We start from the raw sequence: 26139 nt of genomic DNA, 5'->3' as shown, positions 1-26139 counted from the left end.
AGCCCTGCCGGGTAACCGGCGGGGCTTTTCTGCGTTTCCGGACCGGTACGGGAAAAGCCCGGCCGGCAGGGGTGCTAGGTCCACCCCAGGTGGAGTTCTTGGGCCAGTGCACCGGGACGGCCCGGCGGGACAGACTGGTACCGAGGGACGGACTGGAGCCCTCCGACTTCGAGGACGCCGGGGAGAAGAGATGGCCGTGAGTGGTCCGACCACGACAGCCGGGGGTGCGCACGAGCGCATCGAGGAGGCCCGGCGTTTCGTACGCGCGGGCGTCAAGGGTCAGCTGCGCTGCCTCCGGCTCGTCGTCCAGGCGGGGTTGGGGCCGGCGGCCCTGCTCGCGGTCGCCCTGGTGCCCCTCGTCGCGCTGGAGGCGAACACCCAGCACGGTCTCGGCAGCCTGCTCGCGTTCGCGGTGGGGGTGCTGGCCCTCCCGGCGGCGTGGTTCTGGCTGGGCCGGTGGTACGCCAAACGCTCCCGGGACCTGGTGGAGGCCTGGTTCGGCGTCCGGATCCCCGTCGCGTACCGGCGGGCGGCCGAGCCGCAGCGGGACGAGCGAGGGCACTGGTGGACCGGCCACTCCTACCACTCCCGGCTGTCGACGGCCCGGGCCGAGCTGACGGTGCGGTCGGTGCTGGGCGACCCGGCGAGCTGGCGGGACGGACTCTGGCTGATCGGGGGCGCGGGCGCGGCCGGCGTGCTGGCCGTTCCCTGCCTGCTGCTGACCCTGGTCGGCGGGGGCGCCGCGATCGCCCTGGTGCAGGAACTCCTCGACGGCTACGGCTACTACCTCGACGGTGACCTGCGGCTGGTGCTCTTCCAGATCGGCCTGGCCCTGGCCGCCGTGGTGGCGGGCCTCGCCCTCGCGCCGCGCGCCGTCCGGCTGCACGCGGACTGGACCCGCCGGGCCCTGGACCCCGACCGGGCGGGCCTGCAGAGCAAGGCCCGGCTGACCGAGCGGGTGCAGCAGCTGACCGAGACCCGGGCCGACGCGGTGGGTGACCAGGCCGCCGAACTCCGCCGGATCGAGCGGGACCTGCACGACGGCGCCCAGGCCCGGCTGGTGGCGATCGGGATGACCCTCGGCACCATCGAGCACCTGATGGACACCGATCCGCCGGCCGCCCGCGCCCTGCTCTCGGAGGCGCGGCAGTCCTCGGCGAAGGCGCTGCAGGAGCTGCGGGACCTCGTCCGGGGCATCCATCCGCCGGTGCTGGCCGAACGCGGACTCGGCGACGCGGTCCGGGCGTTGGCGATGGACAGTGCCCTGCCCGTCGACGTCTGCGTCAGCCTGCCGGACCGCCCGGCGGCTCCGGTGGAGGCGGCGGTGTACTTCAGCATCTGCGAACTGCTGGCGAACGCGGCCAAGCACTCGGGGGCGGACCAGGTCTGGGTGGACATCCTGCACCGGGCGGGGACCTTGCGGGTGACCGTCACCGACGACGGCCACGGGGTGGCGGACCCGGCCAGGGGGAGCGGGCTTCGCGGGATCGAGCGCCGGTTGGGTACCTTCGACGGTGTCCTCGCCATCGACAGCACGTCGGGCGGCCCGACCACGATCACCCTGGAGCTGCCGTGCGAGTTGTCCTCGCCGAGGACCTCTACCTCCTTCGCGAAGGCCTGATCCGGCTGCTGGAAGCCCACGGCTTCACCACCGCGGCAGCGGTGGAGACCGGCCCGGAACTGCTGGACGCGCTGCTGACCCACCGTCCGGACGTCGCCGTCGTCGACGTCCGGCTGCCGCCGACGCTGACCGACGAGGGGCTGCAGGCCGCGCTGAGCGCGCGCCGGCAGATCCCCGGGCTGCCGGTGCTGGTGCTGTCGCAGCACGTCCAGCAGCTCTACGCGCGGGAGTTGCTGGCGGACGGCTCGGGCGGCATCGGTTACCTGCTCAAGGACCGGGTCTTCAACGCCGGCCAGTTCATCGACGCCGTCCGCCGGGTGGCGGCCGGCGGCACCGCGATGGACCCGGACGTGATCGCCAAGCTGCTGCAGAGCAACGCGCGTTCGGGCCCGCTGCAGCGGTTGTCGCCGCGCGAGCGGGAGGTGCTGGAGCTGATGGCGGAGGGCTGCTCCAACTCGGCGATCGCCGCCCGCCTGGTGGTCAGCGACGGTGCGGTGGCCAAGCACATCGCCAACATCTTCACCAAGCTCGGGCTGGCGCCGGCCGACGACGCCAACCGCCGGGTGCTGGCGGTGCTGGCCCATCTCAACGGATCGGCCGAGCAGACAGGGTGACAACCCGGCCTGGAAGCACGCTGAAACAGGTGTACGAGTAGTATCCGGTGGGCCGAGACGGTCGGTGGCCGGTGTTCGCCGACCACCCGACTGGGGGGAGTCCGGCGGGCCGACGCTCACGTACGGCAGCAGCCGACATCCAGGGGTTGATAGACGCATGGCACGCCCATCCCTCACCCGTGCCCACCGGGCCCTGCTCGGGCTGGTCGCGGCCGGCGCCTTCCTGATCTCGGGCATCGGTTTCGCGGGTTCCTACAGCGCGGTCCGCGACCTGGCGACGGAGAAGGGGTTCGGCGCCTTCGCGTACGCGTTCCCGATCGGCGTGGACGCCGGGATCGTCGTCCTGCTGGCCCTGGACCTCGTGCTGACCTGGCTGCGGATCCCCTTCCCGCTGCTGCGGCAGACCGCCTGGCTGCTGACCGTGGCCACCATCGCCTTCAACGCGGCGGCCTCCTGGGGCGATCCGCTCGGGATGGGCATGCACGCCGTCATCCCGGTGCTCTTCGTGGTGGTGGTCGAGGCCTCCCGGCACGCGGTCGGACGGATCGCGGCGATCACGGCCGACCGGCACATGGAGTCCGTGCGGCTGATGCGCTGGATGCTCTCGCCGATACCGACCTTCCGGCTCTGGCGGCGGATGAAGCTGTGGGAGCTGCGCTCCTACGACGAGGTCGTGCGGCTGGAGCAGAACCGGCTGGTGTACCGGGCGCAGCTGCGGTTCCGGTACGGGCGGGGCTGGCGGCGCGCGGCGCCGTTCCAGGCGCTGCTGCCGCTGAAGCTCGCCAAGTACGGCGTCCCGCTGGACCTGGAGGTGCTGGACCGGCTGGAGGAGGAGGCCGCGCAGGCCGGCGAGGGCAGGACGGTGGCGGCCGTACCGGTGGCGCAGGCCGCGATATCGGCCCCCGCGCCGGCCGCCGCCCACGCACAGCCGGTGGCCGCGCAGCAGGCGCCCGTGCAGCAGCTGCCGGTGCAGCAGGTCCAGGCGCAGTCCGCGCCGGCCCCCGCCGAGGCCGGGCCCGCGGCGGCCCCCGCCTCGGTGGTGTCCGCGGAGCTCGCGGTGCCGACGCTGGCCAAGCTCGCGGCCGTCCGGCTGCGGGACGCCCAGGAGCCGGCCCAGGCCGAGGAGCAGGCGCCGCCGCCGGCCCGGGACGAACTGAACGTCTGGACCGAGCGCGCCGTCCGCACCCACGCGCCGCAGGGCGGCATGGACGCGACCGGCCGGGTGCCGGGACAGGCGTCCCCGTGGTTCAAGCCGCCGCGTCCCCCGGCCCAGCCGGACCCCGAGGTCCGGGTGGCCGCGCCGGCCGCCGAGCACGGGCCGGTGCCCGCCTTCATGTACCGGCAGGGCGGCCAGGCCGGGCGCGACGGTGTCCAGGAGCGGGTGGAGGGCGGACAGCCGGACCAGGGGGTGCCGCGCCACCAGGGCGGGAGCGGCGAGGAGCAGAGGCGGCACGAGCAGGGCGGGCACGAGCAGAGCGTCCGGGAGCAGGCCGTGCGCGAGCACGCCGTCCGGGAGAACGCCGGGAGCGAGCCCATCCCGCAGCCGGACCGGCTCGACCCGGAGCAGTGCTTCGAGGCGCTGGTCTCCTACATCGACACCTACGGCCAGCAGCCCGACCAGCGGCGCCTGGCGGAGTACCTCACCGCGGAGTACCACGTGGTGGGCAACCGCCCGGACGGTTCGGTGAGCCCGTCGCAGCTGGACAAGATCTGGCCCGACCTGCACGCCCGCTACGCGTCGGCGGGTCGCGACTGACCGCGCCGTCCGCCGGTCGGGCGGCCATTGACTGCCCGGCGCCGCCGGAGCTACCTTCACATCAACAAACTGTTGAAGTGCTGGTTCGGCGTGGAGGAGTACGGATGTCGCAGGTCGAGGTGGACGGTAGCAAGCCGGGGAGCGGGGCCTCGTTCTCCAGCGCCGCCCGGGCCGCCGTGGACGCACTGCTCGGGCCGGTCGACGCCGAGCTGGCCCGCCGCTACCCCGGCGACTCCGGCACCCGCCAGCCGGTCCACACCGTCTACGTGCCGGCCGACGTCTTCGCCGCCGACACCGTGAGCAGCTGGGGCCGCCAGGCCCTGGAGGCCTTCGACACTCACGCCGGCACCTCCGCCGAGCTGGCCCGCGCGCTCGGCGTGCCGGACGACGAGCTGCTGGCCGACGTGCACGCCCGGGTCCGGGCCAAGCTGGAGCGCGAGCCCGTCGAGGACCTCCGGATCGACTTCGAGGACGGCTACGGGCCGCGCCCGGACGCCGAGGAGGACGCCGCCGCCGTCCGCGCCGCCGAGCTGATCGGCGCGGCCGTGGCCGACGGCAGCGCGCCGCCGTACATCGGCATCCGGATCAAGTGCATGGAGGCGGCCGTCCGCAGTCGCGGCATCCGCACCCTGGAGCTCTTCCTCGCCACCCTGATCGCCGGCGGCGGCCTGCCCGAGGGCCTGGTCCTGACGCTGCCGAAGGTGACCTACGCCGAGCAGGTCACCGCGCTGGTCCGGCTGCTGGAGGACTTCGAGCGGCGGGCCGGCCTCCCGGCCGGCCGGATCGGCTTCGAGATCCAGATCGAGACCACCCAGGCGATCCTCGGCGCCGACGGCCGGGCGACCGTGGCCCGCATGATCGAGGCCGCCGAGGGCCGGGCCACCGGCCTGCACTACGGCACCTTCGACTACAGCGCCTCCTGCGGGGTCAGCGCCGCCTACCAGAGCATGGACCACCCGGTGGCCGACCACGCCAAGGCCGTCATGCAGGTGGCCGCCGCCGGCACGGGCGTCCGGCTCTCCGACGGCTCCACCAACGTCGTCCCGACCGGCCCGACCGAGCAGGTGCACGCGGCCTGGAAGCTGCACCACGACCTGGTCCGCCGCTCGCTGGCCCGCGCCTACTACCAGGGCTGGGACATGCACCCGGCGCACCTGCCGACCCGGTACGTGGCCGTCTACAGCTTCTACCGCGAGGGCCTGGCGGCCGCCGCGGCCCGGCTCTCGGCCTACGTGGCCAAGGTGGGCGGCGACGTGATGGACGAGCCGGCCACCGCCAAGGCACTGAGCGGCTACCTGCTGCGCGGCCTGGACTGCGGCGCGGTGGACCCGGCCGAGGTCACCCTGCTGACCGGCCTGGACCGCAAGCAGCTGGACGCCCTCGCCGGGCGCTGACCGGCGATCACGGCACCCGCCCCGGCCGGCCGGCCAGGGCCACGCGGCCGGGCCACGCGGATAGGCTGGCGGGACCGCCCTCACCGGGCGTCCCGCCAGCCTTCGCCGTTCCTTGGAGACCCGCCGCGCCATGCCGGAGCCGACCCCCAGGCCGTACCTGACGATCCGGCGCGGCGGCAGCCACGAGATCGAGATCAAGAAGTCCCGGTTCATCTGCCACCTCGCCCGGGTCGGCGACGAGGACGCGGCGCAGGCCTTCATCACGGGCATCCGCAAGGAGTACTGGGACGCCCGGCACAACTGCACGGCCTTCGTGGTCGGCGACGAGCAGCGCCGGGAGCGCTCCAGCGACGACGGCGAGCCGGGCGGGACGGCCGGGGTGCCGATGCTGGAGGTGCTGCGCCGGCGCGGGCTGACCGACACCGTCGCGGTGGTGACCAGGTACTTCGGCGGGATCAAACTCGGCGCCGGCGGCCTGGTGCGGGCCTACGGCAGCGCGGTGTCGGAGGCGGTGGACGAGATCGGCCTGGTGGAGCGGCGGCCGGTCGCGCTGCTGGCGGTGACCGCCGGCCACACCAGGGCCGGCCGGGTGGAGAACGACCTGCGGGCGGCCGGGTACGCCGTCAGCGACCTGGCCTACCAGGCGGACGGGGTGCGGATCGAGGTCGGGGTGCCCGAGCCCGAGGTGCCGGCCTTCCACGCCTGGCTGGCCGAGGCGACGGCGGGCACGGCGGTCGCGGTCGACGCGGGGCGGACCTTCGTCGAGGTCCCGGTCTGAGCCGTCCCCCGGGGAGGACCGGGCCGGCGACTGGACGGCTGCGGGGCGGCGACAGGGCGGAACGGCCGACGGGCGGCGTGGTCGGAAGCGGGCGCCGGGCCGGGCGCCGGTGATCGCCGGACGCCCCTTTTCGGACAGAGGACGACAGTCGGACGAGCTTTCGGACAGAGAACGTTCGGGCGGTTTCGAGCGCCGGACCAGCTGCCTAGCCTGAGGCGGTAGCCGACCCGCGAGTGGAGCCGAACAGCGATGCCCGTCGTCCAGACCATCACCCTCGCGCCGGGGGCCAGCACCGGCTGGCACTACCACCCGGGCCGGGTCGACGTGGTGGTCCTGTCGGGCACCCTCACCCGCACCCTGCACGACGGACGGGTCGAGGTCAGCGAGGCCGGTGACCGGCTGGTCGAGCCGGCCGGCCCGGTGCACGTGCACGTCGGGCGCAACCACGGCGAGCGGCCGGTGGTGCTGGTGGCGACGTACGACATCGCGGACGGTTGCCCGACGGCCGTCGCCGTGGCCGCTCCCGAGTGGAGCCACTGACCGGTCACCCGAGGTCACCCGAGGTCGCCGTCGGACCCGGGCCGGACCGCGGTGGTGGTCCCGGGCGGTCGTTGCCGCAGCCGGGGACCGGGCCGGGGCGGGAACTTTCACCCGAACGGATTGACGTGGCCCGTCGCTGGAACTTCCGCTCCGGGTCACCGCGTTTTCACCTACAAGGATCCGGCCGAACCGGACGACCGACCCTCCCCCGCCTCCCGGGCGGGGGGACCCCTATGGAGGACGACACACCCCACCACCGCACCACGGGAGGTACCGCGCATGACCTCAGACCGCTCCCCGTCGCCGGCCCAGCCCGATCTGCCCGGCCCCCGGAGCCCCGCGACGCCCTACCGGATGACCGTCACCACCGCGCTGACGCACTCCGACGCCGTCGCCCTGGCCGACCAGCGGCTCGGCGCCTGGCTGAAACAGGAGGGCTGCGACGAGCCACCGCCGGCCGGGCCCGCCCCCGGCAGCCCCGAGGCCCCGGCCGAGCGACTACGCCTCGGCGACCGGATCCTGCTGGACCGGGACGACGGCCCGCTGCGCGCCGCCACCGGCACCCCCGGCCGCTACACCCGCCGCCGCCTGCGCACCCCGGCCCCGCACGGCACCCACCAGCTCACCCTCACCCTCGCCACCGACCCCGGCGGCCCGACCTGGGTCCGGCTGGAGGCCGAGCACCAGGCGGCCGGCACCGGCGTACGGACGCCCAGCAAGGTCCCGGTGCCCGAACTCGCCCGTACCCTGCTGCCCCTGCTGGACGCGAGCGACGGCCCCGCCGCGGTGCACAACAACCCCCGCGTGGTCACCGCGGCCGAGGTGGACGCCCTGATCGACGAACTCTGCGACCCCGAGCGCCGGCTGCCCACCGTGGTCGCCAGCGTCCCCGCCAACCTGGGGCTGGACGAATGGCTCACCGGGACGGTCCGCCCGCTCTGCCATCAGCTGCCCGGGCTCGCCACGCTCTACGTCCTCGACCCGGCCGCCAGGACGGGGTTCAACGTCGCCCTGGAGTACCACTCGGTGTACGGCGGCGCGGTCCGCACCTACCTGCCGGAGGTCGATCCGGCCTCCCGTCACGACGGCGCGAGGCACCCGGTCATGCCGCGCCACCGGATAGAGGAGGACCTGCGCCGGGCCGCCGGCCTGCTCGCCCGCGAGCCCCGCCGGCTGGCCGCCGAACTCCCGCTCCCGGCCCCGCTCGCCGCCGTACCGGTGCTGCGGGTGCCGCCCGCCGCCCGGCGCCCCGGGCCCGGCCGGTCCGAGCAGTTGGCCCACGAGCACGCGAGCCACGAGCAGTTGACCCACGAGCAGTTGACCCACGAGCAGCCGACCCACGAGCAGTTGGCCCACGAGCAGGAGCTGGACAGCCGGGAGCAGCAGGCCAGGGCGGACGAGCTGGAGCGGGTGCGGCACAGCCTGCGGCACTCCCGGCGGCGGGAGCACCACCTGCGGACCGAGGCGGAGGAGCAGTACGCGGCGCTGCGGCACGTCGGCGCACAGGTCAGGGTGCTGGCCGGCCGGATCTGCCCGGGCGCCGGACCGGGCCAGGCCCAGGCACCCGCCGGCCGGGGCAGGCCGGCCCAGGCCGATGAGACCCCCGCCAGCTTCGCCGAACTGATGGAGCGGATGCCCGAGTTCCCGCTGCTGACCTTCACCGGCGACCAGAAGCCCGCCCTCGCCCTGGACGGACTGGGCACCTGCGCCGGCTGGGCCAGACTGACCTGGGAGGGCCTGACGGCACTTCAGGAGTACGCGGTGGCCGCCGTCCGGGGCGAGGCCGGCGGCGACTTCAAGCAGTGGTGCGAGCACACGCCGGACGGCTGCCACCACTTCCCGCCGCGCAAGGCCGTCCGCGGCGAGTCCCAGACGGTGTTCAGCCACACCAAGTGGAAGCGCGAACGGATGCTGCCGGTCCCCGAGTGCGTCGACACCTCGCGGCGCGCGTTCATGGGCGCGCACCTGCGGATCGGCGGCGGCCGGACGGCGCCCCGGCTGCACTACCTGGACGACTGCTCGGGCAGTGGCCGGATCTACGTGGGCTACATCGGCCTGCACCTGACCAACACCCGTACCAACTGAGAGGCTTGGCTGACCGGCGGCGTGCGGACGGTGGACAATGTCCGGCAGGGGCCGGCCTCGGGGCCGCGGTCCGCCCCGGGGAGCGCCGGACGAGCATGGGGGAACGACCGCCGATGCAGTACACACCAGACGGCCGTCACCCGTCGGACGGGCCCGCCGTGGCCGAGGGGATGCCGGGCGGCGGGTCCGACGGCACCGCCACGGCCCTCCAGCCCGGCTTCCTGGCCTCGGTCTTCCGTGACCTGGGCGCCGCGCCCGGCCCGGGGGAGCCCGGCCCGGACGCCGACGGCGGCCCTGCGGCCGGCCGCCCGGAGCAGGACGGCGACGAGGCCGTCGCCGCGCACGGGCGGGCCGCGGCGCTGACCCACCACCGCACGCTCACCGTCCGGGCCGAGCACGACCGGCTCGCCGACCTGCTGCGCCGGGCCGCGCTGCCGGTCTCGCCGATGGACTTCGAGAGCCAGCTGCGCACTTACGAGCCGCGCCCCTACCCGGCCGGGGAGGCGGGGCCCGAGGGGACGGGCGCCGAGCCGCGCTGGGAGGACTACGTCCCGCCGCGGGCGGCCGACGCCGGCCCCGACGAGGGGCCGTCCCGCCGGCTGCTCGACTCCGGTTACCAGCGGGAGCTGGCGCAGGCCCGGCTCACCCACCAACGGGCCCTGCGCGAGTGGCGGACCAGGCGGGCCGAGGCGGCCAACTCCGGCGAGGCGGAGTCCCGGCGGGCCCACGAGGCGGCGGAACAGGCCAGGGCACGGGCCGTCCGCGAGTACAACGACACCCTGGAGGAGTGCCGCCGGGCCTACCGGCTGGCCGAGCCGGCCGCCGTCGAGTCGTTGATCGAGCGGGCCCTGGCCGCCTCCGAGACCGCCACCCAGGACCTCCCCGCGCCCTGCCGGGCCGTCTTCCGCCCGCTCACCTCCACCGCCGTCCTCGACCTCGACCTCCCGCCGCTGGACCTCGTCCCCTCGCTGACCGGCTACCGGCTGACCCCCGAGGGCGAGATCGCGCCGGTGCCGCGCCCGGCGGCCGACCGGGCCACCGACTACCTGCGCCTGGTCGCCCGCCTCGCCCTGCGCGCCCTGCAGGCGGCCGACGCCGTCGACACCGACGAGATACTCGCCGGCGTGGTGCTCAACGGCTGGCTCCGCGAGCCCGGGTCGCCGGAGGCGGTCTGCCTGGTCAGCGTGGACGCGGACCGCGACGCCCTGGCCCGCACCCGGCTGCTCCCCGCCGGAGCCCCCTACGAGGAGGGCCAGGACGGGGACGGCGTCTACGCCGACGCCGAACGGGACGAGGCGCTGGTGCGGCTGCGTCAGCTCGGCGCCGCCGTCACCCCCGACCCGTACGCCCGTGCGGGCGTCGAGCCGGCCGCGGCGGCCGGGGCGACCGTCCCGTCCGCCGCCGACCTGTCCGCCAACGAGTTCGCCGAGCTGGTCCGTGAGCTGCTCACCCGGGGCGGCCTGGACGGCTGGAGCGTCCGGCTGCGCGGCCCGGCCGGGCTGGTCGCGACCGGTGAGGGCGAGGCCGGCAGCGCGCTGCCCGGCCGCTGGGTGGTGTGGGCCTCCAGGGCCGTGGCCCCGGTGGCCGAGGAGGAGATCCGGACCTTGGCGGAGGCCGTCCGCGAGGAGGCCGCCGACCGGGGGCTGCGGCTCACCACCGGCCGCTTCAGCGACGCCGCGCTGGACCTGACCGGGGAGGAGAGCCACCAGCACATCCACCTGGTCGACGGGGACGGGGTCCGCGAACTGGCCCGTACCCACCTCGGACTGCCGCTCGGCGCGGGGGCCTGACCGGCCGGGGCGGGGAGTGCCGCGGGGCCGGCCGGCTCCCTGATCCGGGGGCGTCGGCGGGGACCGCGGGCGGGCACTTCCGCCGAGGGCGCGGGTCGGGCGTGCGAAAGGCCGGTGCGAGCGGGAGGCTGGGCCGATGGGAATCGGATTCATCGAACGATGGCGGGACCGGCACGGCGAGGCCGCGGCCGGCCCGTCGCCCGAGCAGGACCAGGACTCGATGGCCGAACTGCTGTCCGAGTGCGAGCTGCTGCGTGAGCTCGCCGACGACGCCGGGCTGCGGCTCGCGGACGACGTGCCCTCCCTGACCGCCCTCGACCAGCTGCTCCCCACCTGGCGGGACAGTCCCGGCACCGCCGAGTGGCTCGGCAACGACGCCGGCCTCTACCTCGGCACCGTGGTCTTCCGGACCGTCCCCGGGACCCGCTGGCGCCTGGCGCGCGACGGCACCCCGGTGATCGTGCTGCCGGACGCCCGGGAGCTGGACGTCACGGCGTTCGGCCGCTCGTGGGCCGAGCAGGGATTCCCGCAGCTGTCGGCCGTCTACCTGGAGGCGGCCGACAGCTGACCGCGCGGGCGGGCGCCGGCTCACCCCGACGGGCCGTCCGGCGGGCGGGGCCGGGCCGCCGGACGCAGGCTGGGGGCGGGTCCGGGCAGCGGCCCGCGAGACGGCGCCCGACGGGGCCCGGGGGAGGGAAGGGCACCTCGATGACCGCGATCCTGGTCGCCGCCGGCGCGTTCCTGATGACGCTGATCGGCGGCTACGTCGCGCAGCGGACCGGGGACCGCCGCCACCTCGTCCTCGGCCTCGCCGCCGGGCTGATGCTCGGTGTGGTCGCCTTCGACCTGCTGCCCGAGGCGATGCGGGCGGCCCCGGACGAGATCCACGGGGTGCCGCAGGCCCTGCTGATGTTCGCGGTGGGCTTCCTGGTCATCCACATCGTCGAGCGCGCCGTGGCGATCCACCGCGGCCACGAGGGCGAGTACGCCGAGCACACCCACGGCCACCGGCACTCCCACCACGGGCCGCAGGCCCAGGGCATCGGACTGACCGCGGCCGGCGCCCTGGTCGGGCACAGCCTGATGGACGGCTTCGCGATCGGCGCCGCGTTCCAGGCGGGCAGCACCGTCGGCACGGTGGTGGCGATCGCGGTCGTCGCCCACGACTTCGCGGACGGCTTCAACACCTACACGATCACCCGGTTGTACGGGAACAACCGGCGCCGGGCGCTGACCCTGCTGGGCGCCGACGCGCTGGCGCCGGTGACCGGCGCCGCCATCACGCTGCTGTTCACCATCCCCGAGCAACTGCTCGGCCTCTACCTGGGGTTCTTCGCCGGATTCCTGCTCTACCTGGCGACCTCGGACATCCTCCCCGAGGCGCACAGCCCGCACCCCTCGCGGACCACCCTGCTCTGCACCCTGGCCGGGGTGGCGTTCATGTGGCTGGTGATCGGCCTGGCGAGCTGACCCGGCGCCGGCGCCCGTCGGTGCCTGCGGGGTGCCGGGAACCCGCGGGGTGCCCGGACCCGTCCCGCGCCGCCGTCCCGGGCCCAGGACAGGCCCTAACCGGCCAGGGCGGCCCACCGCGCCCGCATCGCGGCCAGCGCCTCGGTGATGGCCGGGCGGCGGGAGGCCTGGGTGCGCCAGAGCGCGAACACCCGCCGGCTCGGCTCCGGGACCACCGGGCGGGTGACCACCCCGGGCGGCAGCGCCCCGCGCCCGAGCCGCGGCACCAGGCCCACGCCGAGCCCGGCCGCCACCAGCGCGATCTGGGTCTCGAACTCGCCGACCTGGTAGACCACGTCCGGCTCCTCGCCGGCCTCGCGCAGGGTCCGGACCAGCCAGTCGTGGCAGATGTTGCCCGGCGGGACGCTGATCCAGCGCTGCCCGCAGAGCCGGCCCACCGGCACCACGGCCAGCTCCGCCAGCGGGTGCTCCGCCCGCAGCAGCAGGTCGACCGGATCCTCGCCGAGGTCCAGCCGGGACAGCCCGTCCTGCACCGGGAGCGGTACGGTCGGCCAGTCCTGGACCAGCGCCAGGTCCACCTCTCCCCGGGCCACCAGCTCCGCCGCCGGGTACGGGTCGGTCTCCAGCAGCCGGACGTCGAGGTCGGGGCAGCGGGTGCGCAGGTCGGCCAGCGCGCCCGGCAGCAGACCGCGCGCGCCGGTGGCGAAGGCGGCCACCAGCAGCCGGCCCACGGCGCGGCCGCGCTGCTCCTCCAGGGTCACCTCGGCCCGCTCGACCAGGGCCAGCACCTGCTGGGCGGTGGCGGCCAGCTCCCGTGCGGCGTCGGTCAGCACCACACCCCGGCCCTGACGCTCCAGCAGGACGGTGCGGGTCTCCCGCTCCAGTTTGGCGATCTGCTGCGAGACCGCCGAGGGGGTGAAGCCGAGCGAGGCGGCCGCGCCGCCGACCGAACCGTGCACCGCCACCGCGTGCAGCGCCCGCAGCCGTCCGAGATCCATCATGCAGCAATGCTAAACCGTGAGCTTCAGAAATCATCGCTGGTGCTACACGATGCCGGGCGGCCATGCTCGGGACATGCCCGCATCGAGCACCGCCATGAGTCCACGTCACATCGCCCTGGCCGTCCTGGTCGCGGCCGTCTGGGGGCTCAACTTCGTCCTCATCCACGTCGGCCTGGAGAACTTCCCGCCGTTGCTGTTCTGCGCCCTGCGGTTCGCCGTCGTCGCCGTGCCGGCGATCTTCCTGGTCGGCCCGCCGAAGGTGGCCGCGCGCTGGATCCTCGCGGTCGGCCTGGTCCTCGGCGTGGTCAAGTTCGGACTGCTCTTCCTCGGCATGCACGCCGGGATGCCGGCCGGCCTCTCCTCCCTGGTGCTGCAGAGCCAGGCCGTCTTCACCGCGCTCTTCGCCGCCGTGCTGCTGCGCGAGCGCCCGGCCCGGCAGCGGCTGGCGGGCCTGGCCGTCGCCCTGGCCGGCATCGGGGTGGCCGCCGCCGACCAGGGGGCGGGCGGCCCGGTCGGAGCCTTCGTCCTGGTGGTCGCGGCAGCCGTGGCCTGGGGGCTGTCCAACGTGCTGACCCGCCGGGCCGCGCCGCCGGACGCCCTGCGCTGGATGGTCTGGGTCAGCGCCGTCCCGCCGCTGCCGCTGCTGGGGCTCTCGCTGCTGGTCGAGGGCCCGGCCGCCGACCTGCGGGCGCTGCGCGAGATCACGCCGGCCGGGATCCTCGCCATCGCGTACGTCGGCCTGGTCTCGACCCTGTTCGGCTTCGTCGCCTGGAGCTACCTGCTGCGCCGGTACGACGCCACCGCGGTGGCGCCCTACTCGCTGCTGGTCCCGGTCTTCGGGATGTCCTCGGCCTGGCTGCTGCTCGGCGAGTCGGTCAGCCCGGCCGCGGGCTGCGCCGCCCTGCTGGTGATCGTCGGGATCGGGCTCACCGCGGTGCGTCCCGGGGCGCTCTCCGCTCCCTGGCGCTCGCTCCGTACGCGGCGTCGGCCACCCGCAGTGCCCGCAGCAGCGCGTCCTGGTCCGACGGGCTGACCGGGCCGAAGTACTCCTGGGCCACCTCGTGGCGGACCTGCCCGATCCGCTCGACCGCCGACCAGCCGGCCGCGGTCAGCACGATCCGCACGGCGCGCCGGTCGGCCGGGTCCGGGGTCCGCTCGACCAGGCCGGCCTCCTCCAGGGCGTCCACCACGGTGGTGGCCGAGCGGGGCGCGATGTGCAGCCGGTCGGCGAGGTCGCCGAGCCGCATCGTCTCGCCGGGGCTCTCGCAGCCGGGGGCGTGCGCGAGGGTGCGCAGGGCGCGGCCCTGGCCGGGGGTGATGCCGAAGGGTTCGAGCCGGTCCATGGTCTGCCGCCGGATCCGCTTGATCGCCCTGGTCATCTCGTCGGCGAGCTCGGCTGCGGTCTCGGACGGCGTGGTGGTCATCGGCGGGGTCTCCTCGGCAGTGGTTCGCCCCAGGGTATCGGCCGGTCGGAGCCCGGCCGTGAAGGTGTTGAGTCAAGCTCACTATGTGCGGTACTCTGCAAATGAGTGAGGGTACCCTAAGTGCCTTCTCGGCCATCCCCCTGGAGTGAACGTGCCCCGATCCGTCGCCCGCGTCACCACCGACCGCCCGGCCCGCTACGCCAAGCAGCTCGCCGCCCACCTCGGCCGCCGGATCGAGGCCCACTGGTCCGAGGAGACCGGCCGGGGCGAACTGACCTTCGGTGCCGGCACCGGCACCCTGGAGGCCGCGCCGGACGCCCTGCTGCTCGCTGTCGAGGGCGAGGCGGACCAGCTGGCCGTGCTGGAGGACGTGGTCGGCCGCCACCTGGTGCGCTTCGGCACCCGCGACGAACTCGTCGTCGCGTGGCAGCGCGACAACGGCGAGCCCGGCCTCGTCCACCGCAACGACGAGCCCGGCCCGGAGAACGCGCAGGGCTGACGCCACCGCCGGCTCCCGCGGCCGGACGGAGGAGTGCGGGTCAGGGCCCGGCCCGTGGCGGCTCCGGGGCTCCGGGAGCGGGTGCCGGCGGCCCGGAGCGGCCCGGCCCGGCCCGTCCGGTGCGCCGCGGACGCGACGACAGCAGGGCCACCAGCGGCAGCAGCAGCCCGGCCAGGCACCAGCTGGCCACCACGTCCAGCAGCCAGTGGTAGTCGCTCCAGACCAGCCCCGCCCCCACCCCGGCCGACAGCAGCCCGGCTCCGGCGTACAGCCGGCGGCGGTGCCGGACCCCGACCGTACCGCCCAGCAGCAGCGCCGCCGCCCCGTACGCGATGCTCGCGGTCGCCGTGTGCCCCGACGGGTACCAGCCCCACTGCTCCGGCGTCAGCGGCAGCCCGAGCGGGCCGGGGCGGGCGAACGACGCCTTGGCCGGGACGACCAGCAGCGGGATCGCACCCGCGGTCAGCCCCGCCACCGGCAGCGGGAGCCACCAGCGTCCGGCCCCGGCCCGGCGGACCCGCCAGGCGGCCAGCGCACCACCGCCGAGCAGCACCGTCACGGCCGGGACCGAACCGCCGAGGTCCGACAGTGCGGCGCCGAAGTGGTCGAGCAGGGGGCTGGACAGTCCCTGCCGCAGCTCCCCGACGGACCGCCGCGCCCAGCGGTCCAGGCCCAGCAACGGGCCGTCCACGGCCACCTGCCAGGAGATCAGCCCCAGTGCGACGGCCTGCCCGGCCAGCAGCACGGCGTGTCCGCGCGGACCGGTCGCCCAGGCGCGGATCTGCCGGGCACGAGTCTCCCGGGCACGAGTCTCCCGGGGCTGCGGCGCCGGGGCACGGGGCCCCCGGGGAGGGGGCGCCGGGGCACGAAGAAGCCGCCCCGGAGCGGGGGGGAGAGCCCCGGGGCGGCCGTGTTGATCGCCGCTCCGCACGCCCCGGGGGGTGTGGGCCGGGCGGTCGGTCGATCGGTCTTCGGTTGTCGCCGCCTGCGCCGGGGCGGTCCGGTCGCCTTCCCGGGCCGCCTCCGGAACCTCCGCGCGGGGAGGATTCGTCGGCGGATCCGCCAAGGGCTGGGGCTCGCTGTCCATCTGTGATGACACTACGTCAACCGATTTGCCGGGGCGGGGGGCTCCCGCGATTCCCCACAGCATCTTCACCCGGTGGAGTACAACCCCCTGGTGGACGCGCGACGGCCCGGTCCGCGGGGACCGGGCCGTCGGGGCGCAGACCGCTGCGCCGGGGCGCCGCAGGGTCGGGGCCGGGCCGGGGCGGAAGGAGCCCCGGGCCGGGGTCAGACGCGCGAGAAGGCGCCCTCGATGATGTCCAGGCCCTCGTTGAGCAGGTGCTCCGGCATCACCAGCGGCGGCAGGAAGCGCAGCACGTTGCCGTAGGTGCCGGCGGTCAGCACGACCAAGCCCTCGGCGTGGCAGGCCTTGGCGATCGCGGCGGTGATCTCGGCGGCCGGCTCCTTGCCGCCCGGCTTGACCAGCTCGACCGCGATCATCGCGCCGCGGCCGCGGACCTCGCCGATGTTCACGGTGTCCGAGCCGGCGAACTTCTCCTGCAGGGCGCGCAGGCGGGTCAGCATGATCTCGCCGATCCGCTGCGCCTTGCCGTTGAGGTCCTGCGACTTCATGGTCTCGATCGCACCGAGCGCACCGGCGCAGGCCACCGGGTTGCCGCCGTAGGTGCCGCCCAGGCCGCCGCCGTGGGTGGCGTCCATGATCTCGGCGCGGCCGGTCACGGCGGCCAGCGGCAGGCCGCCGGCGATGCCCTTGGCGGTGGTGATGAGGTCCGGGACGATGCCCTCGTCGTCGCAGGCGAACCACTGGCCGGTCCGGCAGAAACCGGTCTGGATCTCGTCCGCGACGAAGACGATGCCGTTCGCCTTCGCGTACTCGACGATCGCGGGCAGGAAGCCCCTGGCCGGCTCGATGAAGCCGCCCTCGCCCTGGATCGGCTCGATGATGATCGCCGCGACGTTCTCCGCGCCGATCTGCTTGTTGATCATGTCGATCGCCTGCGCGGCGGCCTCGGCGGCGCAGTTCTCCGAGCCGGTCAGCCAGCGGTAGGGGTAGGCGACCGGAACGCGGTAGATCTCCGGGGCGAACGGCCCGAAGCCCTGCTTGTAGGGCATGTTCTTGGCCGTCAGGCCCATGGTGAGGTTGGTCCGGCCGTGGTACCCGTGGTCGAAGACCACGACGGCGGTGCGCTTGGTGTACACGCGGGCGATCTTCACCGCGTTCTCCACCGCCTCGGCGCCCGAGTTGAACAGCGCGGTGCGCTTCTCGTGGTCACCCGGGGTCAGCTCGTTGAGCTGCTCGGCCACCTCCACGTACCCCTCGTACGGGGTCACCATGAAACAGGTGTGCGTGAAGGCCGCGAGCTGCTCGGTGGCCTTGGCCACGACCGCCTCGGCGCTGTTGCCGACACTGGTCACGGCGATGCCGGACCCGAAGTCGATCAGCGAGTTGCCGTCCACGTCCTCCAGCACGCCGCCGTTGGCGCGGGACACGTACACCGGCAGGGTGGTGCCGACCCCGGCCGCCACCGCGCCGAGCTTGCGTGCCTGCAGCTCCTGCGACTTCGGACCGGGGATCGCGGTGACCAGGCGGCGCTCCTGCGGGAGCGGCGTTGCGGCGCTCATGGTGTTCTCCAGACTTCTCGGCTCGGTCTTCGCAGGCTACGGCCGCCACGAGCGGCCAGGCATGCGCCACTCGGTACCACTGGGCCGTCCGACTTGTCCTGAGCGGCCAGCGTCCTGTCGGCCGCTGCCCGCAGGCCCCGCTCCACTACATTGAGCGCGGGCGTGTCGCCGGTACGACGGCATGGGTATGGCTGCATGGGCCGGAACGGGCCTGCGGGGCGGGCGAGGGAGCGGGGCCGTAAATGGGACTGGACGGCACACACGGGCACGGACGGCGGGGCACGGTGTCGCCCCCCATGCCCCAGCAGGCGGCCCGCGGCCTGCCGCGACCGCCGGCCCCGTCCTTCGACCTGGCCGGCTGGGTCGCCGAACCCCGCCCCGAGGCCGACCCCGGCGTCTACCGCTACGGCCACCGCCCGGTCGACCCCGAGCGGGCCGAGCAGGCGAAGGTGCCGGCGGGGCCGCTGCTGCTGCGGGCGGGGTTGAACGCGGTGGTGGGGTGGTTCGCCTATGTGTACGGCGTCCAGCTCCTGGTGTACCTGCTGGTCCGGATCGGCATCGAGGCCGGCATCGGGCCGTTGGCCAAGCCCTCTTCCTCGCAGGCGGTCCTGGTCCTCCTGCTGGCGAACGCCGCGGTACTGGCCGCAGCCATCAAACTCTTCGGCCGGATGGGCCGCTGGCCCGAGGTCTGGCGCCGGTACGCCGCACCCCTGCTCTCCCGCACGGTGACCCAGGAGGAGCCACCCGCCGCCAAGGGCGGGGCCGAGCCTGCGGGCCCCGTCGACCCGTGGGCGGAGCTGCGCCACGCCGGGGCGGAGGCCGCCGCGCGGCGGCTGGACCGGGAAGCGGTCGGGGACGTCGACTACGTGCGGATCCGGCGGGCCTGGGAGGTGGTGCTGCGGGACCCGGAGATCCTGCCGACCTTCGGCGAGCAGGTGGCGGCCCGTGGCGGGGCGGCCTGCGCGCACCCCTCCGAACTGCGGGACCTGCCCGCGCGTTCGGGGCGGCACGACCTGCTGACCCGTCAGGTGCGGCTGGGGACGGCCCAGGACGTGCCGACGAATCCGCCGGCGCACCGCGGGTCGGGCTTCGCCCTGGACCCGGCGGTGCTCGGCACCTCGCTGCTGGCGGTCGGCCCGGCGGGCACCGGGAAGACCTCGGGGCTGGCCCGTCCGGTGGCCGAGGCGCTCTGCCTCCAGGCGCTGGCGGGGACGGCGTGCGCGGTGGTGATCGGGGCGGCCGACGCGGATCTCGGCCCGGACGCCTGGTACGACGTGGTGATCGCGCCGGGCGACCCGGGCTCGGTGTACGGGTTGGACCTGTACGGCGCCGCGCAGGACCCGGACGAGGCGGCCGCCCGGCTCGCCGACGCGCTGCTGCCGGACGAGCTGGTGCTGCGGGCGGAGAGCGCCCGGACGGCGATGCAGCAGGTGGTCGGCCCGTTCCAGGCCGCGTTCCGGCGGTACCCGGGGGTCCGTGAGCTGCGTGAACTGCTCGCCGGCGAGCCGGCGGCGGTGGAGGCGCTGACCGCGGAGCTGCGGGCGGGCGGGCTGCTGGAGCGGTACGAGCGGGAGTTGCAGCACCGGGACCGGCAGCGCGGCCGGGCGGACGACCCGGGCATGCTGCTCGCGGACCGGCTCGGGCTGCTGGACCGGCCGGCCTTCGAGGGGTGCTTCGCCACCGACGGCGGCGGGCGGCCGCCGTTCGCGATGCGGGTGCTGGACCACCCGCTGCGGGTCCGGGTGAAGCTGCCCGAGCTGAGCCACCCGGAGGCCGCCCGGATGCTGTACCGCCTGGTGGCGGGCCAGTTCGTGCAGGCGGCGGTGGCCCGGGAGGACCGTTCGCTGTTCGCGGGCCTGGTGGTGGACGACGCGTCGGCGGCGCTGGACGCGAACGTCGTCCGGGGGCTGCAGCGGATGCGCGGGACCAACGCCGGCGCGGTGCTGCTGCTCCGGACGCTGGTCGACCTGCCGGAGGCCCTGCGGGCCCCGCTGTTCGGCGCGGTCGGCTGCCGGATGGCGTTCCCCGGCATCGCGCCGTGGGACGGGCGGCTGTTCTCCGAGGCCTGGGGCACCCACCTGGTGCGGGAGACCGCGATCACGCACGCCCCCGACACCTCGGGCGGGATGCTCCGCCGGGCGGGCCGGCTCGGCCGCAAGGCGCTGTCGGGGACGACGGCGCAGACCGAGAGCGTCACCACCCGTGAGGTGGAGCGGCAGCGCTGGTCGCCCTCGGACCTGGCGCACGCGCTGCCCGCCGGGCACGCGGTGATCTCCTTGACGTCGGTGAACGGCGCCCAGGTGCCTCCGCTGCTGGTCGACCTCCGGGCCTGAGCCCCACCGGGCCGCGCCGGAATCGCACCGAGCGACCCCGGACCCTCACTGATCGGCGCTCGGACCCTGGCCCATCGGCCTCCCGGGAGGTTGAAGGGGCGGTCCGCACCGCTCTCTATCGCCGTCAAGGTGGATTCGGCAGTGCGGGTTGTCCGGGGCGTCCATAATGAGGGGTAGCGACTCCCTCCTCGCCCGGCCGCAACGGCGCAGCCTGGTCGTCCCACCGAAGGTGCCATGCCTCCCACACTCGCCTCCGTCGTCCGCAACACTTCGCTCCACCTGACGGTCATCGCCGGGGCGGACCACCTGGAGCGGCCGGTCCGCTGGGTGCACACCAGTGAGCTGGACGACCCCACGCCCTTCCTGGAGGGTGGTGAGCTGCTGCTCACCACCGGTATCAAGCTCGGCCGGACGGCCTCGCAGCTCCAGGCGTACGTGCACCGGCTGGCGGACGCGGGGGTGGTCGGGCTCGGCCTGGGGGTGGGGCTGTCGCACTCCGAGGTGCCCAAGCCGCTGGTGGAGGCGGCCGCCCAGCGCGGGCTGCCGCTGCTGCGGGTGCCGGAGCCGACGCCGTTCATCGCGATCAGCAAGGTGGTGTCGGCGGCCATCGCCGCCGAGCAGTACGAGGCGGTGACCACGAGCTTCGAGGCCCAGGAGGAGCTGACCCGGGCCGCGCTGGGCAAGGACGGCACGACGGCCGTGGTGCGCCGGCTGGCGGCCAGGCTGGGCGGCTGGGCCGCGCTGTACGACGGTTCGGGGGCGCTCTCCGTGGTGGCCCCGGACTGGGCGGCCCGCCGGGCCGGCCGGCTGGCGGCCGAGGTGGACCGGCTGCGCCGGCGCCCGGCGCCGTCCAGCGCCGCGCTGCAGGGCCGGTCCCCGGGGATCGACACGGCGGACGAGGACTACGTGGTGGTCCAGTCGCTGGGCGCGGACCGCCGGGCGCGCGGCTTCCTGGCGGTGGGCACCGAGGACCGGATCACGCCGACCGAGCGCTATGTGCTGAACGCGGCGGTGGCGTTGCTGACGCTGACCCTGGAGCGTTCGCGCGAGCTGCGCCAGGCGGAGGAGCGGATGGGCGCCGCCCTGCTGCGGATGGTGCTGGCGGGTGAGGTGGCGACCGCCCGGCAGGTCGCGCTCGGGCTGTTCGGGGGCCTGCCGGAGGGGACGATAAGAGTCCTGGTGGCGGGTACGGCCCAGGGGGCCGACGCGTCGGAGGCGCTCAGCGAGCTGGCCGAGCGGGCGGAGCAGGCCGGCGGCCGGGTGGGGGAGCGGCTGCTGGTGGCGCGGGAGGACGGCGACCCGGGCCCGCGGCTGATCGTGCTGGCCCTCGACAACGGCGCGGTGCACCGGGCCTGCCTGGGGGTGGTCGAGGAGCACGAGGGCGTGTCGCTGGGGGTGTCGGCGCCGGCCGCGCTGGACGAGGCCGGGGTGGCCTTCGCACAGGCCGAGCGGGCGCTGGCGGTGGCGCTGCGCGGCGGGCGGCGTTCGGTCGACCACGAGGAGGTCGGTGCGGGGTCGCTGTTGCCGCTGTTGGGGGAGGAGGCCGTGACGGCCTTCGCGGAGGGGCTGCTGCGGCCGCTGCGCGAGCACGACCGTACGGCGCGCGGCGACCTGGTGCGGTCGCTGCGGGCCTGGCTGTCGCGGCACGGCCAGTGGGACGCGGCGGCGGCGGACCTCGGTGTGCACCGGCACACCCTGCGGTACCGGATGCGCCGGGTGGAGGAGCTGCTGGGCCGTTCGCTGGACGACACCGACGTCCGGATGGAGCTGTGGCTGGCGCTCCGCTCGGGCGAGGAGTGACGGGGCGGGCCGGCCGGCCGGCGGCCGGTCCCGGGCGCCCGCCGGATCTGTCCGCGATGGAGCAAGAGTGCCGCTGAGCGCTACGAGTCGGCCAATCCGGATCGGTCGCGCGGCCGCCTACCGTGGGGTCCAGGCTCCACGTCGGTGGGGCGTGGACGACGAGGAGAGGGCCGGTACCACCGTGACCACCACCCATGAGTTCTGGCTGGCCGGCCGCCGGGCGAGCGGCGACGGCGACTTCGAGGTGCGCAACCCGTGGGACGGGCGCCTGGTAGGCAAGGTCGCGGTGCCGACCGAGGCGCAGGTCGAGGAGGCGCTGGCCGCCGCCGTGGACGCGCTCCCGGTGTTCGCCGCCACTCCCGCGCACGTGCGGACCGCCGCCCTGGACCACGTCGCCAAGCGCCTCGCCGAGCGCTCCGAGGAGATCGCCCGGCTGATCACCGCCGAGAACGGCAAGCCGGTCAAGTGGGCCCGTGGCGAGGTCGGCCGGGCCGTGTCGGTGTTCCGCTGGGCGGCCGAGGAGGCCCGCCGCACCAACGGCGAGACCATGCGGCTGGACACCGACCCGGGCGGCACCGGCCGCTTCGCGGTGGTGCGCCGCTTCCCGCGCGGTGTGGTGCTGGGCATCGCCCCGTTCAACTTCCCGCTGAACCTGGTGGCGCACAAGGTCGCCCCGGCGATCGCGGTCGGCGCCCCGATCATCCTCAAGCCGGCTCCGGCGACCCCGCTGTCCGCCCTGGTGCTCGGTGAGATCCTGGCCGAGACCGAGCTGCCGGCCGGCGCCTGGAGCGTCCTGCCGGTGCCGAACGACCGGATGCCCGCGCTGGTCCAGGACAAGCGCCTGCCGGTGATCTCGTTCACCGGTTCGGACAAGGTCGGCTACCAGATCATGGACTCGGTGCCGCGCAAGCACGTCACCCTGGAGCTCGGCGGCAACGCCGCCGCCGTGGTGCTGGCCGACTGGTCCTCGGACGCCGATCTGGAGTGGGCGGCCACGCGCATCGCGACCTTCGCCAACTACCAGGGCGGCCAGTCCTGCATCTCGGTGCAGCGGGTGATCGCGGACGCGACGGTCTACGACGCGCTGGTCGAGAAGGTCGTGGCCAAGGTGCAGGCGCAGGTCACCGGTGACCCGGAGGACGAGGCCACCGAGGTGGGCCCGCTGGTGGACGAGAACGCGGCGAAGCGGGTGGAGTCCTGGGTGGACGACGCCGTCGCCAAGGGCGCGAAGCTGCTCACCGGCGGGACCCGCGAGGGTGCGTCGTACGCCCCGACGGTGCTCTCCGAGCTGCCCTCGGACGCGATCCTGGCGACCGCCGAGGTGTTCGGCCCGGTGCTGTCGCTGCAGAAGGTGGACGGCACCGACGAGGCGTTCGCGGCCGTCAACGACTCGCTCTTCGGCCTGCAGGCGGGCGTGTTCACGCACGACGTGCAGACCGCGTTCCGGGCGCACCGGGAGCTGGAGGTGGGCGGCGTGATCATCGGCGACGCCCCCTCGTACCGGGCCGACCAGATGCCGTACGGCGGGGTCAAGGACTCCGGCGTCGGCCGTGAGGGCGTCCGGTACGCGATGGACGACTACACCCAGGAGAAGGTGCTGGTGCTGACCGGCCTGGACCTCTGACCGGCCGGTTCCCGTACTCCGAGGGCCCCCGGACGCCGCACGGCGTCCGGGGGCCCTCGTGCTTGCCCTGCGGCTCTTGGGCTGCGCGGGTCTCAGTGCAGGGCGGCGACGGCCTCGGCGACCGGGGTGTCCCCGGCGGTCAGCTCCAGGGTGAGGCCGGCCGTGGCCGGTGCGGTGAGGAGCGCGGCGAGGACGGCCGCCACGTCGGCGCGGTCCACGTCGCCGCGGCCGGTGGAGGCGGCCAGGCGGACGCGTCCGGTGCCGGGGCCGTCGGTGAGCCGGCCGGGCCGCAGGATCGTCCAGTCGAGCGCGTCCTGGGCCCGGACGGCGTCGTCGGCGGCGCCCTTGGCCCGGAGGTAGGTCTCGAACACCGGGTCGGCGGGGTACGCGGCGGCAGCGTCGGCGCCCATCGACGAGACCATCAGGTAGCGGCGGACGCCGGCCAGTTCGGCGGCGTCGGCGAGCAGGACGGCGGCGTCGCGGTCGACGGTGAGCTTGCGCTCGGCGCCGCTGCCCGGGCCGGCGCCGGCGGCGAAGACCACCGCGTCGGCGCCGTCGAGCAGGGCGGCGAGTTCGGTGGGGGTGGTCGCCTCCAGGTCGAGCAGCAGCGGTTCGGCGCCGATCCGCTGCAGGTCCTGGGCGTGTTCGGGGCGGCGGACGATCCCGGCGGGCCGGTCGCCGCGTTCGGCGAGCAGCCGCTCCAGGCGCAGCGCGATCTGACCGTGGCCACCTGCGATGACGGTACGCATGGTGCGACGGTAGCCGGTGCGGGCGCGGGCGGCGCGCAGGGCTCAGCCGGTGGTGTGCGGGAAGGCCCGGTCGAGCAGGTCCTGCAGGGTGCGGCGGTCGTGGTCGTCGAGCTGCTCCAGGCCGGGCAGTCCGGCGACGATGTCGGCGCGGATCCGCCGGACGGCCTCCTCGCCCTCGGGGGTGAGCACCACCGTCTTCACCCGGCGGTCGGCGGGGGCGGCCTCGCGGCGGACCAGCCCGCGGGCTTCGAGCCGGTCGACGATGCCGGTGACGTTGGAGGCGTCGCAGCCCAGCAGCTCGGCGAGGGCGCGCATCGGCAGCGGCCGGCCGAGCAGGCTGAGCATCTTGCCCTGGATGAGGGTGAGGCCCTGGCCGGCGGCGACGACGGCGAAGCTGCGGTAGTAGCAGGCGGCGGCGTGGGCGAGGTGTTCCATGAGCCGGTCCGTGCCGGGCGCGGACGGGGCTGCGGGCGCTGGTGGGGGTGTGGTCCGGGTCATGGGTCCAGTCTAGGCCCGATTACTTGACATTCTCAATCATCGAGATCTACCTTCGATTTATTGCTTGATGACCTCAACCATCGAGCCCGTCAAATCTTTCTGTTCAGGAGCACCACCATGAAGGCCATCACCTACCGCACCTACGGCAGCCCCGACGTCCTTGAGTACGGCGACGTCCCGGAGCCGAAGCTCGGCCCCGACGCCGTCCTGGTCAAGGTGCGGGCCGCCTCGGTGAACCCGGTCGACTGGAAGATCCAGGCCGGCTACCTCGACGGCGTGATGGACGCCGTCTTCCCGGTCATCCCGGGCTGGGACGTGGCCGGCGTGGTCGAGCGGGTGGGCGTCGGCGTGACCGAGTACGCCCCGGGCGACGAGGTGATCGGCTACGTCCGGGAGGACCTGGTCGGCCGCGGCACCTTCGCCGAGTACGTCGCCGCCCCGGTGCGCACCCTCGCCCGCAAGCCCGCCGCCCTCGGGTTCGAGCAGGCCGCCGGCCTCCCGCTGGCCGGCCTCACCGCCTACCAGGCCCTGACCCGCGCCCTGGAGGTCAAGCCGGGCGAGACCGTGCTGGTGCACGCCGCGGCCGGCGGCGTCGGCTCGCTCGCCGTGCAGATCGCCGTCGCCCTCGGCGCCCGGGTGATCGGCACCGCCGGGGAGCACAACCACGCGTACCTGCGCGGGCTGGGCGCGGAGCCCGTCAGCTACGGCGAGGGCCTGGCCGGGCGGGTCCGCGCACTGGCCCCCGAGGGCGTGGACGCCGTCCTGGACCTGATCGGCGGCGAGGCCCTGCAGCTCTCGCCCGGGCTGCTCGCCGAGGGCGGCCGGCTCGCCTCGGTCGCCGACGGCGCCGTGCTGGCCCTGGGCGGGCGCTACGTCTTCGTCCGCCCCGACAGCGCCGACCTCACGGCGCTGGCGGAGCTCGCCGACCGCGGGCAGCTGAACGTCGAGGTCGCCGCGGCCTTCCCGTTGGAGCGGGCCGCCGACGCGCAGCGCCTGAACGCCGGGGGCCACACCCGCGGCAAGGTCGTCGTCACCGTCGCCTGACGCCCCGCCGGCCGGCAGCACACCCGGCCGGCAGCGCACCTCGCCGGCAGCGCACCACGCCGGCGGCACACCCGGCCCGCCGGTCACCCGGCCGGCCGTACCGCCCCCGCCGGATCCGCCCGGGCGCCCCGCAGCGCCCGGGCCCCGCACGGAGATCCCCGGAGCCGTCCCATGCCCATCGTCGTCGTCGCCGACTGGCTCGCCGCCCCGGGCCAGGAGCAGCGGGTCGCCGACCTGCTGGCCACCCTGGCCCGGGCCGCCCTCGCCGAGCCCGGCGTGACCGCCTTCCGCTCGCTCAGGTCGCTGCGCGACCCGGCCGCGTTCGTCGTGCTCGCCGAGTACACCGACCGGCGCGCCGCCGAGGCGCACCACGCCGGTGACCGCTACCGCGAGCTGGTCCAGGACACCCTTGCACCATTGCTCATCGACCGTCAGACCGAGTTCCACACCGAGCTCTGACCCCGGAACCCACG

23 protein-coding genes are annotated in these 26139 nt (G+C 75.3%); 17 read left to right on the top strand and 6 right to left on the bottom strand.

Annotation, left to right across the window (positions count from 1 at the left end):
• Positions 1 to 196: 196 nt before the first annotated feature.
• The 10 genes from IE329_RS27425 (at position 197) to IE329_RS27380 (ending at position 12048) form a co-directional block, all read left to right on the top strand.
• Complete coding sequence (locus tag IE329_RS27425; RefSeq protein WP_229927798.1) at positions 197 to 1621, top strand: sensor histidine kinase; 1425 nt, start codon at positions 197 to 199, stop codon at positions 1619 to 1621.
• Entirely contained in the window at positions 1573 to 2235 is a 663-nt protein-coding gene (locus tag IE329_RS27420) for a response regulator transcription factor (RefSeq protein ID WP_190213668.1), read from the top strand. The genes IE329_RS27425 and IE329_RS27420 overlap by 49 nt, the downstream gene beginning before the upstream one ends.
• Positions 2236 to 2392: 157 nt before the next feature.
• Positions 2393 to 3991 (top strand): DUF2637 domain-containing protein, encoded by a 1599-nt coding sequence (locus IE329_RS27415; RefSeq protein WP_190213667.1) that lies wholly within the window; start codon positions 2393 to 2395, stop codon positions 3989 to 3991.
• 104 nt (positions 3992 to 4095) lie between these two features.
• Positions 4096 to 5385, top strand: coding sequence for a DUF6986 family protein (locus IE329_RS27410; RefSeq protein ID WP_190213666.1), 1290 nt, complete (start codon positions 4096 to 4098; stop codon positions 5383 to 5385).
• A 130-nt stretch (positions 5386 to 5515) separates the two neighbouring features.
• Positions 5516 to 6163, top strand: a complete 648-nt coding sequence (locus tag IE329_RS27405) for a YigZ family protein (RefSeq protein ID WP_190213665.1) — start codon at positions 5516 to 5518, stop codon at positions 6161 to 6163.
• Between the two features lie 249 nt (positions 6164 to 6412).
• Positions 6413 to 6703, top strand: coding sequence for a cupin domain-containing protein (locus IE329_RS27400; protein WP_190213664.1), 291 nt, complete (start codon positions 6413 to 6415; stop codon positions 6701 to 6703).
• Positions 6704 to 6982: 279 nt separating this feature from the next.
• Entirely contained in the window at positions 6983 to 8788 is a 1806-nt protein-coding gene (locus tag IE329_RS27395; RefSeq protein ID WP_190213663.1) for a hypothetical protein, read from the top strand.
• A gap of 113 nt (positions 8789 to 8901) precedes the next feature.
• Entirely contained in the window at positions 8902 to 10578 is a 1677-nt protein-coding gene (locus tag IE329_RS27390) for a restriction endonuclease (protein WP_190213662.1), read from the top strand.
• A 136-nt stretch (positions 10579 to 10714) separates the two neighbouring features.
• Complete coding sequence (locus tag IE329_RS27385; protein ID WP_190213661.1) at positions 10715 to 11146, top strand: DUF6278 family protein; 432 nt, start codon at positions 10715 to 10717, stop codon at positions 11144 to 11146.
• A 140-nt stretch (positions 11147 to 11286) separates the two neighbouring features.
• Positions 11287 to 12048 (top strand): ZIP family metal transporter, encoded by a 762-nt coding sequence (locus tag IE329_RS27380; RefSeq protein ID WP_190213660.1) that lies wholly within the window; start codon positions 11287 to 11289, stop codon positions 12046 to 12048.
• 95 nt (positions 12049 to 12143) lie between these two features.
• Here the strand turns inward: IE329_RS27380 and IE329_RS27375 are convergent, their stop codons facing one another.
• Complete coding sequence (locus IE329_RS27375; RefSeq protein ID WP_190213659.1) at positions 12144 to 13049, bottom strand: LysR family transcriptional regulator; 906 nt, start codon at positions 13047 to 13049, stop codon at positions 12144 to 12146.
• Between the two features lie 94 nt (positions 13050 to 13143).
• Here IE329_RS27375 and IE329_RS27370 point away from each other — a divergent pair, with 94 nt between their 5' ends.
• Positions 13144 to 14082: an EamA family transporter gene (locus tag IE329_RS27370; protein ID WP_190213674.1), complete on the top strand. Its 939-nt coding sequence runs from the start codon at positions 13144 to 13146 to the stop codon at positions 14080 to 14082.
• Here IE329_RS27370 and IE329_RS27365 read toward each other — a convergent pair.
• Positions 13976 to 14473, bottom strand: coding sequence for a MarR family winged helix-turn-helix transcriptional regulator (locus IE329_RS27365; protein WP_229927797.1), 498 nt, complete (start codon positions 14471 to 14473; stop codon positions 13976 to 13978). The two genes, IE329_RS27370 and IE329_RS27365, sit on opposite strands and share 107 nt — an antisense overlap.
• Positions 14474 to 14624: 151 nt before the next feature.
• Here IE329_RS27365 and IE329_RS27360 point away from each other — a divergent pair, with 151 nt between their 5' ends.
• Entirely contained in the window at positions 14625 to 14972 is a 348-nt protein-coding gene (locus tag IE329_RS27360; protein ID WP_190213658.1) for a DUF2218 domain-containing protein, read from the top strand.
• 40 nt (positions 14973 to 15012) lie between these two features.
• Here IE329_RS27360 and IE329_RS27355 read toward each other — a convergent pair whose 3' ends face one another.
• Together IE329_RS27355 and gabT are read right to left on the bottom strand one after the other, a co-directional pair.
• Positions 15013 to 15717 carry a phosphatase PAP2 family protein gene (locus IE329_RS27355; protein WP_229927796.1) on the bottom strand — a complete coding sequence of 235 codons (705 nt, stop codon included), beginning with the start codon at positions 15715 to 15717 and terminating at the stop codon, positions 15013 to 15015.
• A gap of 545 nt (positions 15718 to 16262) precedes the next feature.
• Positions 16263 to 17618, bottom strand: coding sequence for a 4-aminobutyrate--2-oxoglutarate transaminase (gene gabT / locus IE329_RS27350; protein WP_190213656.1), 1356 nt, complete (start codon positions 17616 to 17618; stop codon positions 16263 to 16265).
• 296 nt (positions 17619 to 17914) lie between these two features.
• Here gabT and IE329_RS27345 point away from each other — a divergent pair, with 296 nt between their 5' ends.
• The 3 genes from IE329_RS27345 to IE329_RS27335 all read left to right on the top strand — a co-directional run bounded on the left by IE329_RS27345 (position 17915) and on the right by IE329_RS27335 (position 23375).
• Positions 17915 to 19951: a type IV secretory system conjugative DNA transfer family protein gene (locus IE329_RS27345; RefSeq protein ID WP_229927795.1), complete on the top strand. Its 2037-nt coding sequence runs from the start codon at positions 17915 to 17917 to the stop codon at positions 19949 to 19951.
• Between the two features lie 234 nt (positions 19952 to 20185).
• Entirely contained in the window at positions 20186 to 21751 is a 1566-nt protein-coding gene (locus tag IE329_RS27340; RefSeq protein ID WP_190213654.1) for a PucR family transcriptional regulator, read from the top strand.
• A 181-nt stretch (positions 21752 to 21932) separates the two neighbouring features.
• On the top strand, positions 21933 to 23375 hold the full coding sequence (locus IE329_RS27335; RefSeq protein ID WP_190213653.1) for an aldehyde dehydrogenase family protein: 1443 nt from the start codon (positions 21933 to 21935) through the stop codon (positions 23373 to 23375).
• Positions 23376 to 23467: 92 nt separating this feature from the next.
• Here the strand turns inward: IE329_RS27335 and IE329_RS27330 are convergent, their stop codons facing one another.
• Together IE329_RS27330 and IE329_RS27325 are read right to left on the bottom strand one after the other, a co-directional pair.
• Positions 23468 to 24124 carry an NAD(P)-binding oxidoreductase gene (locus IE329_RS27330; RefSeq protein WP_190213652.1) on the bottom strand — a complete coding sequence of 219 codons (657 nt, stop codon included), beginning with the start codon at positions 24122 to 24124 and terminating at the stop codon, positions 23468 to 23470.
• 42 nt (positions 24125 to 24166) lie between these two features.
• Positions 24167 to 24622, bottom strand: coding sequence for a MarR family winged helix-turn-helix transcriptional regulator (locus IE329_RS27325; RefSeq protein ID WP_308438406.1), 456 nt, complete (start codon positions 24620 to 24622; stop codon positions 24167 to 24169).
• Positions 24623 to 24739: 117 nt separating this feature from the next.
• On the opposite strand from IE329_RS27325, the gene IE329_RS27320 reads away from it, so the two are divergent.
• Together IE329_RS27320 and IE329_RS27315 are read left to right on the top strand one after the other, a co-directional pair.
• Entirely contained in the window at positions 24740 to 25666 is a 927-nt protein-coding gene (locus IE329_RS27320) for an NADP-dependent oxidoreductase (protein WP_190213651.1), read from the top strand.
• Between the two features lie 171 nt (positions 25667 to 25837).
• Positions 25838 to 26125 carry a putative quinol monooxygenase gene (locus tag IE329_RS27315; RefSeq protein WP_190213650.1) on the top strand — a complete coding sequence of 96 codons (288 nt, stop codon included), beginning with the start codon at positions 25838 to 25840 and terminating at the stop codon, positions 26123 to 26125.
• Positions 26126 to 26139 lie beyond the last annotated feature (14 nt).

The organism is Kitasatospora indigofera, from assembly GCF_014655955.1.
Taxonomy (GTDB): domain Bacteria; phylum Actinomycetota; class Actinomycetes; order Streptomycetales; family Streptomycetaceae; genus Kitasatospora; species Kitasatospora indigofera.
The sequence above is the reverse complement of the archived record's forward strand: the minus strand, read 5'-3'. Positions and strand labels throughout refer to the sequence as shown.

What these genes read in the sequence shown, in the direction of transcription:
- IE329_RS27405 (WP_190213665.1), top strand. Translation starts at nt 5,516, where the DNA reads ATGCCGGAGCCGACCCCCAGGCCGTACCTGACGATCCGGCGCGGCGGC.
- IE329_RS27320 (WP_190213651.1), top strand. Translation starts at nt 24,740, where the DNA reads ATGAAGGCCATCACCTACCGCACCTACGGCAGCCCCGACGTCCTTGAG.
- IE329_RS27400 (WP_190213664.1), top strand. Translation starts at nt 6,413, where the DNA reads ATGCCCGTCGTCCAGACCATCACCCTCGCGCCGGGGGCCAGCACCGGC.
- IE329_RS27345 (WP_229927795.1), top strand. Translation starts at nt 17,915, where the DNA reads ATGCCCCAGCAGGCGGCCCGCGGCCTGCCGCGACCGCCGGCCCCGTCC.
- IE329_RS27365 (WP_229927797.1), bottom strand. Translation starts at nt 14,473, where the DNA reads ATGACCACCACGCCGTCCGAGACCGCAGCCGAGCTCGCCGACGAGATG.
- IE329_RS27395 (WP_190213663.1), top strand. Translation starts at nt 6,983, where the DNA reads ATGACCTCAGACCGCTCCCCGTCGCCGGCCCAGCCCGATCTGCCCGGC.
- IE329_RS27370 (WP_190213674.1), top strand. Translation starts at nt 13,144, where the DNA reads ATGAGTCCACGTCACATCGCCCTGGCCGTCCTGGTCGCGGCCGTCTGG.
- gabT (WP_190213656.1), bottom strand. Translation starts at nt 17,618, where the DNA reads ATGAGCGCCGCAACGCCGCTCCCGCAGGAGCGCCGCCTGGTCACCGCG.
- IE329_RS27330 (WP_190213652.1), bottom strand. Translation starts at nt 24,124, where the DNA reads ATGCGTACCGTCATCGCAGGTGGCCACGGTCAGATCGCGCTGCGCCTG.
- IE329_RS27325 (WP_308438406.1), bottom strand. Translation starts at nt 24,622, where the DNA reads ATGACCCGGACCACACCCCCACCAGCGCCCGCAGCCCCGTCCGCGCCC.
- IE329_RS27375 (WP_190213659.1), bottom strand. Translation starts at nt 13,049, where the DNA reads ATGATGGATCTCGGACGGCTGCGGGCGCTGCACGCGGTGGCGGTGCAC.
- IE329_RS27410 (WP_190213666.1), top strand. Translation starts at nt 4,096, where the DNA reads ATGTCGCAGGTCGAGGTGGACGGTAGCAAGCCGGGGAGCGGGGCCTCG.
- IE329_RS27315 (WP_190213650.1), top strand. Translation starts at nt 25,838, where the DNA reads ATGCCCATCGTCGTCGTCGCCGACTGGCTCGCCGCCCCGGGCCAGGAG.
- IE329_RS27340 (WP_190213654.1), top strand. Translation starts at nt 20,186, where the DNA reads ATGCCTCCCACACTCGCCTCCGTCGTCCGCAACACTTCGCTCCACCTG.
- IE329_RS27380 (WP_190213660.1), top strand. Translation starts at nt 11,287, where the DNA reads ATGACCGCGATCCTGGTCGCCGCCGGCGCGTTCCTGATGACGCTGATC.
- IE329_RS27385 (WP_190213661.1), top strand. Translation starts at nt 10,715, where the DNA reads ATGGGAATCGGATTCATCGAACGATGGCGGGACCGGCACGGCGAGGCC.
- IE329_RS27415 (WP_190213667.1), top strand. Translation starts at nt 2,393, where the DNA reads ATGGCACGCCCATCCCTCACCCGTGCCCACCGGGCCCTGCTCGGGCTG.
- IE329_RS27390 (WP_190213662.1), top strand. Translation starts at nt 8,902, where the DNA reads ATGCAGTACACACCAGACGGCCGTCACCCGTCGGACGGGCCCGCCGTG.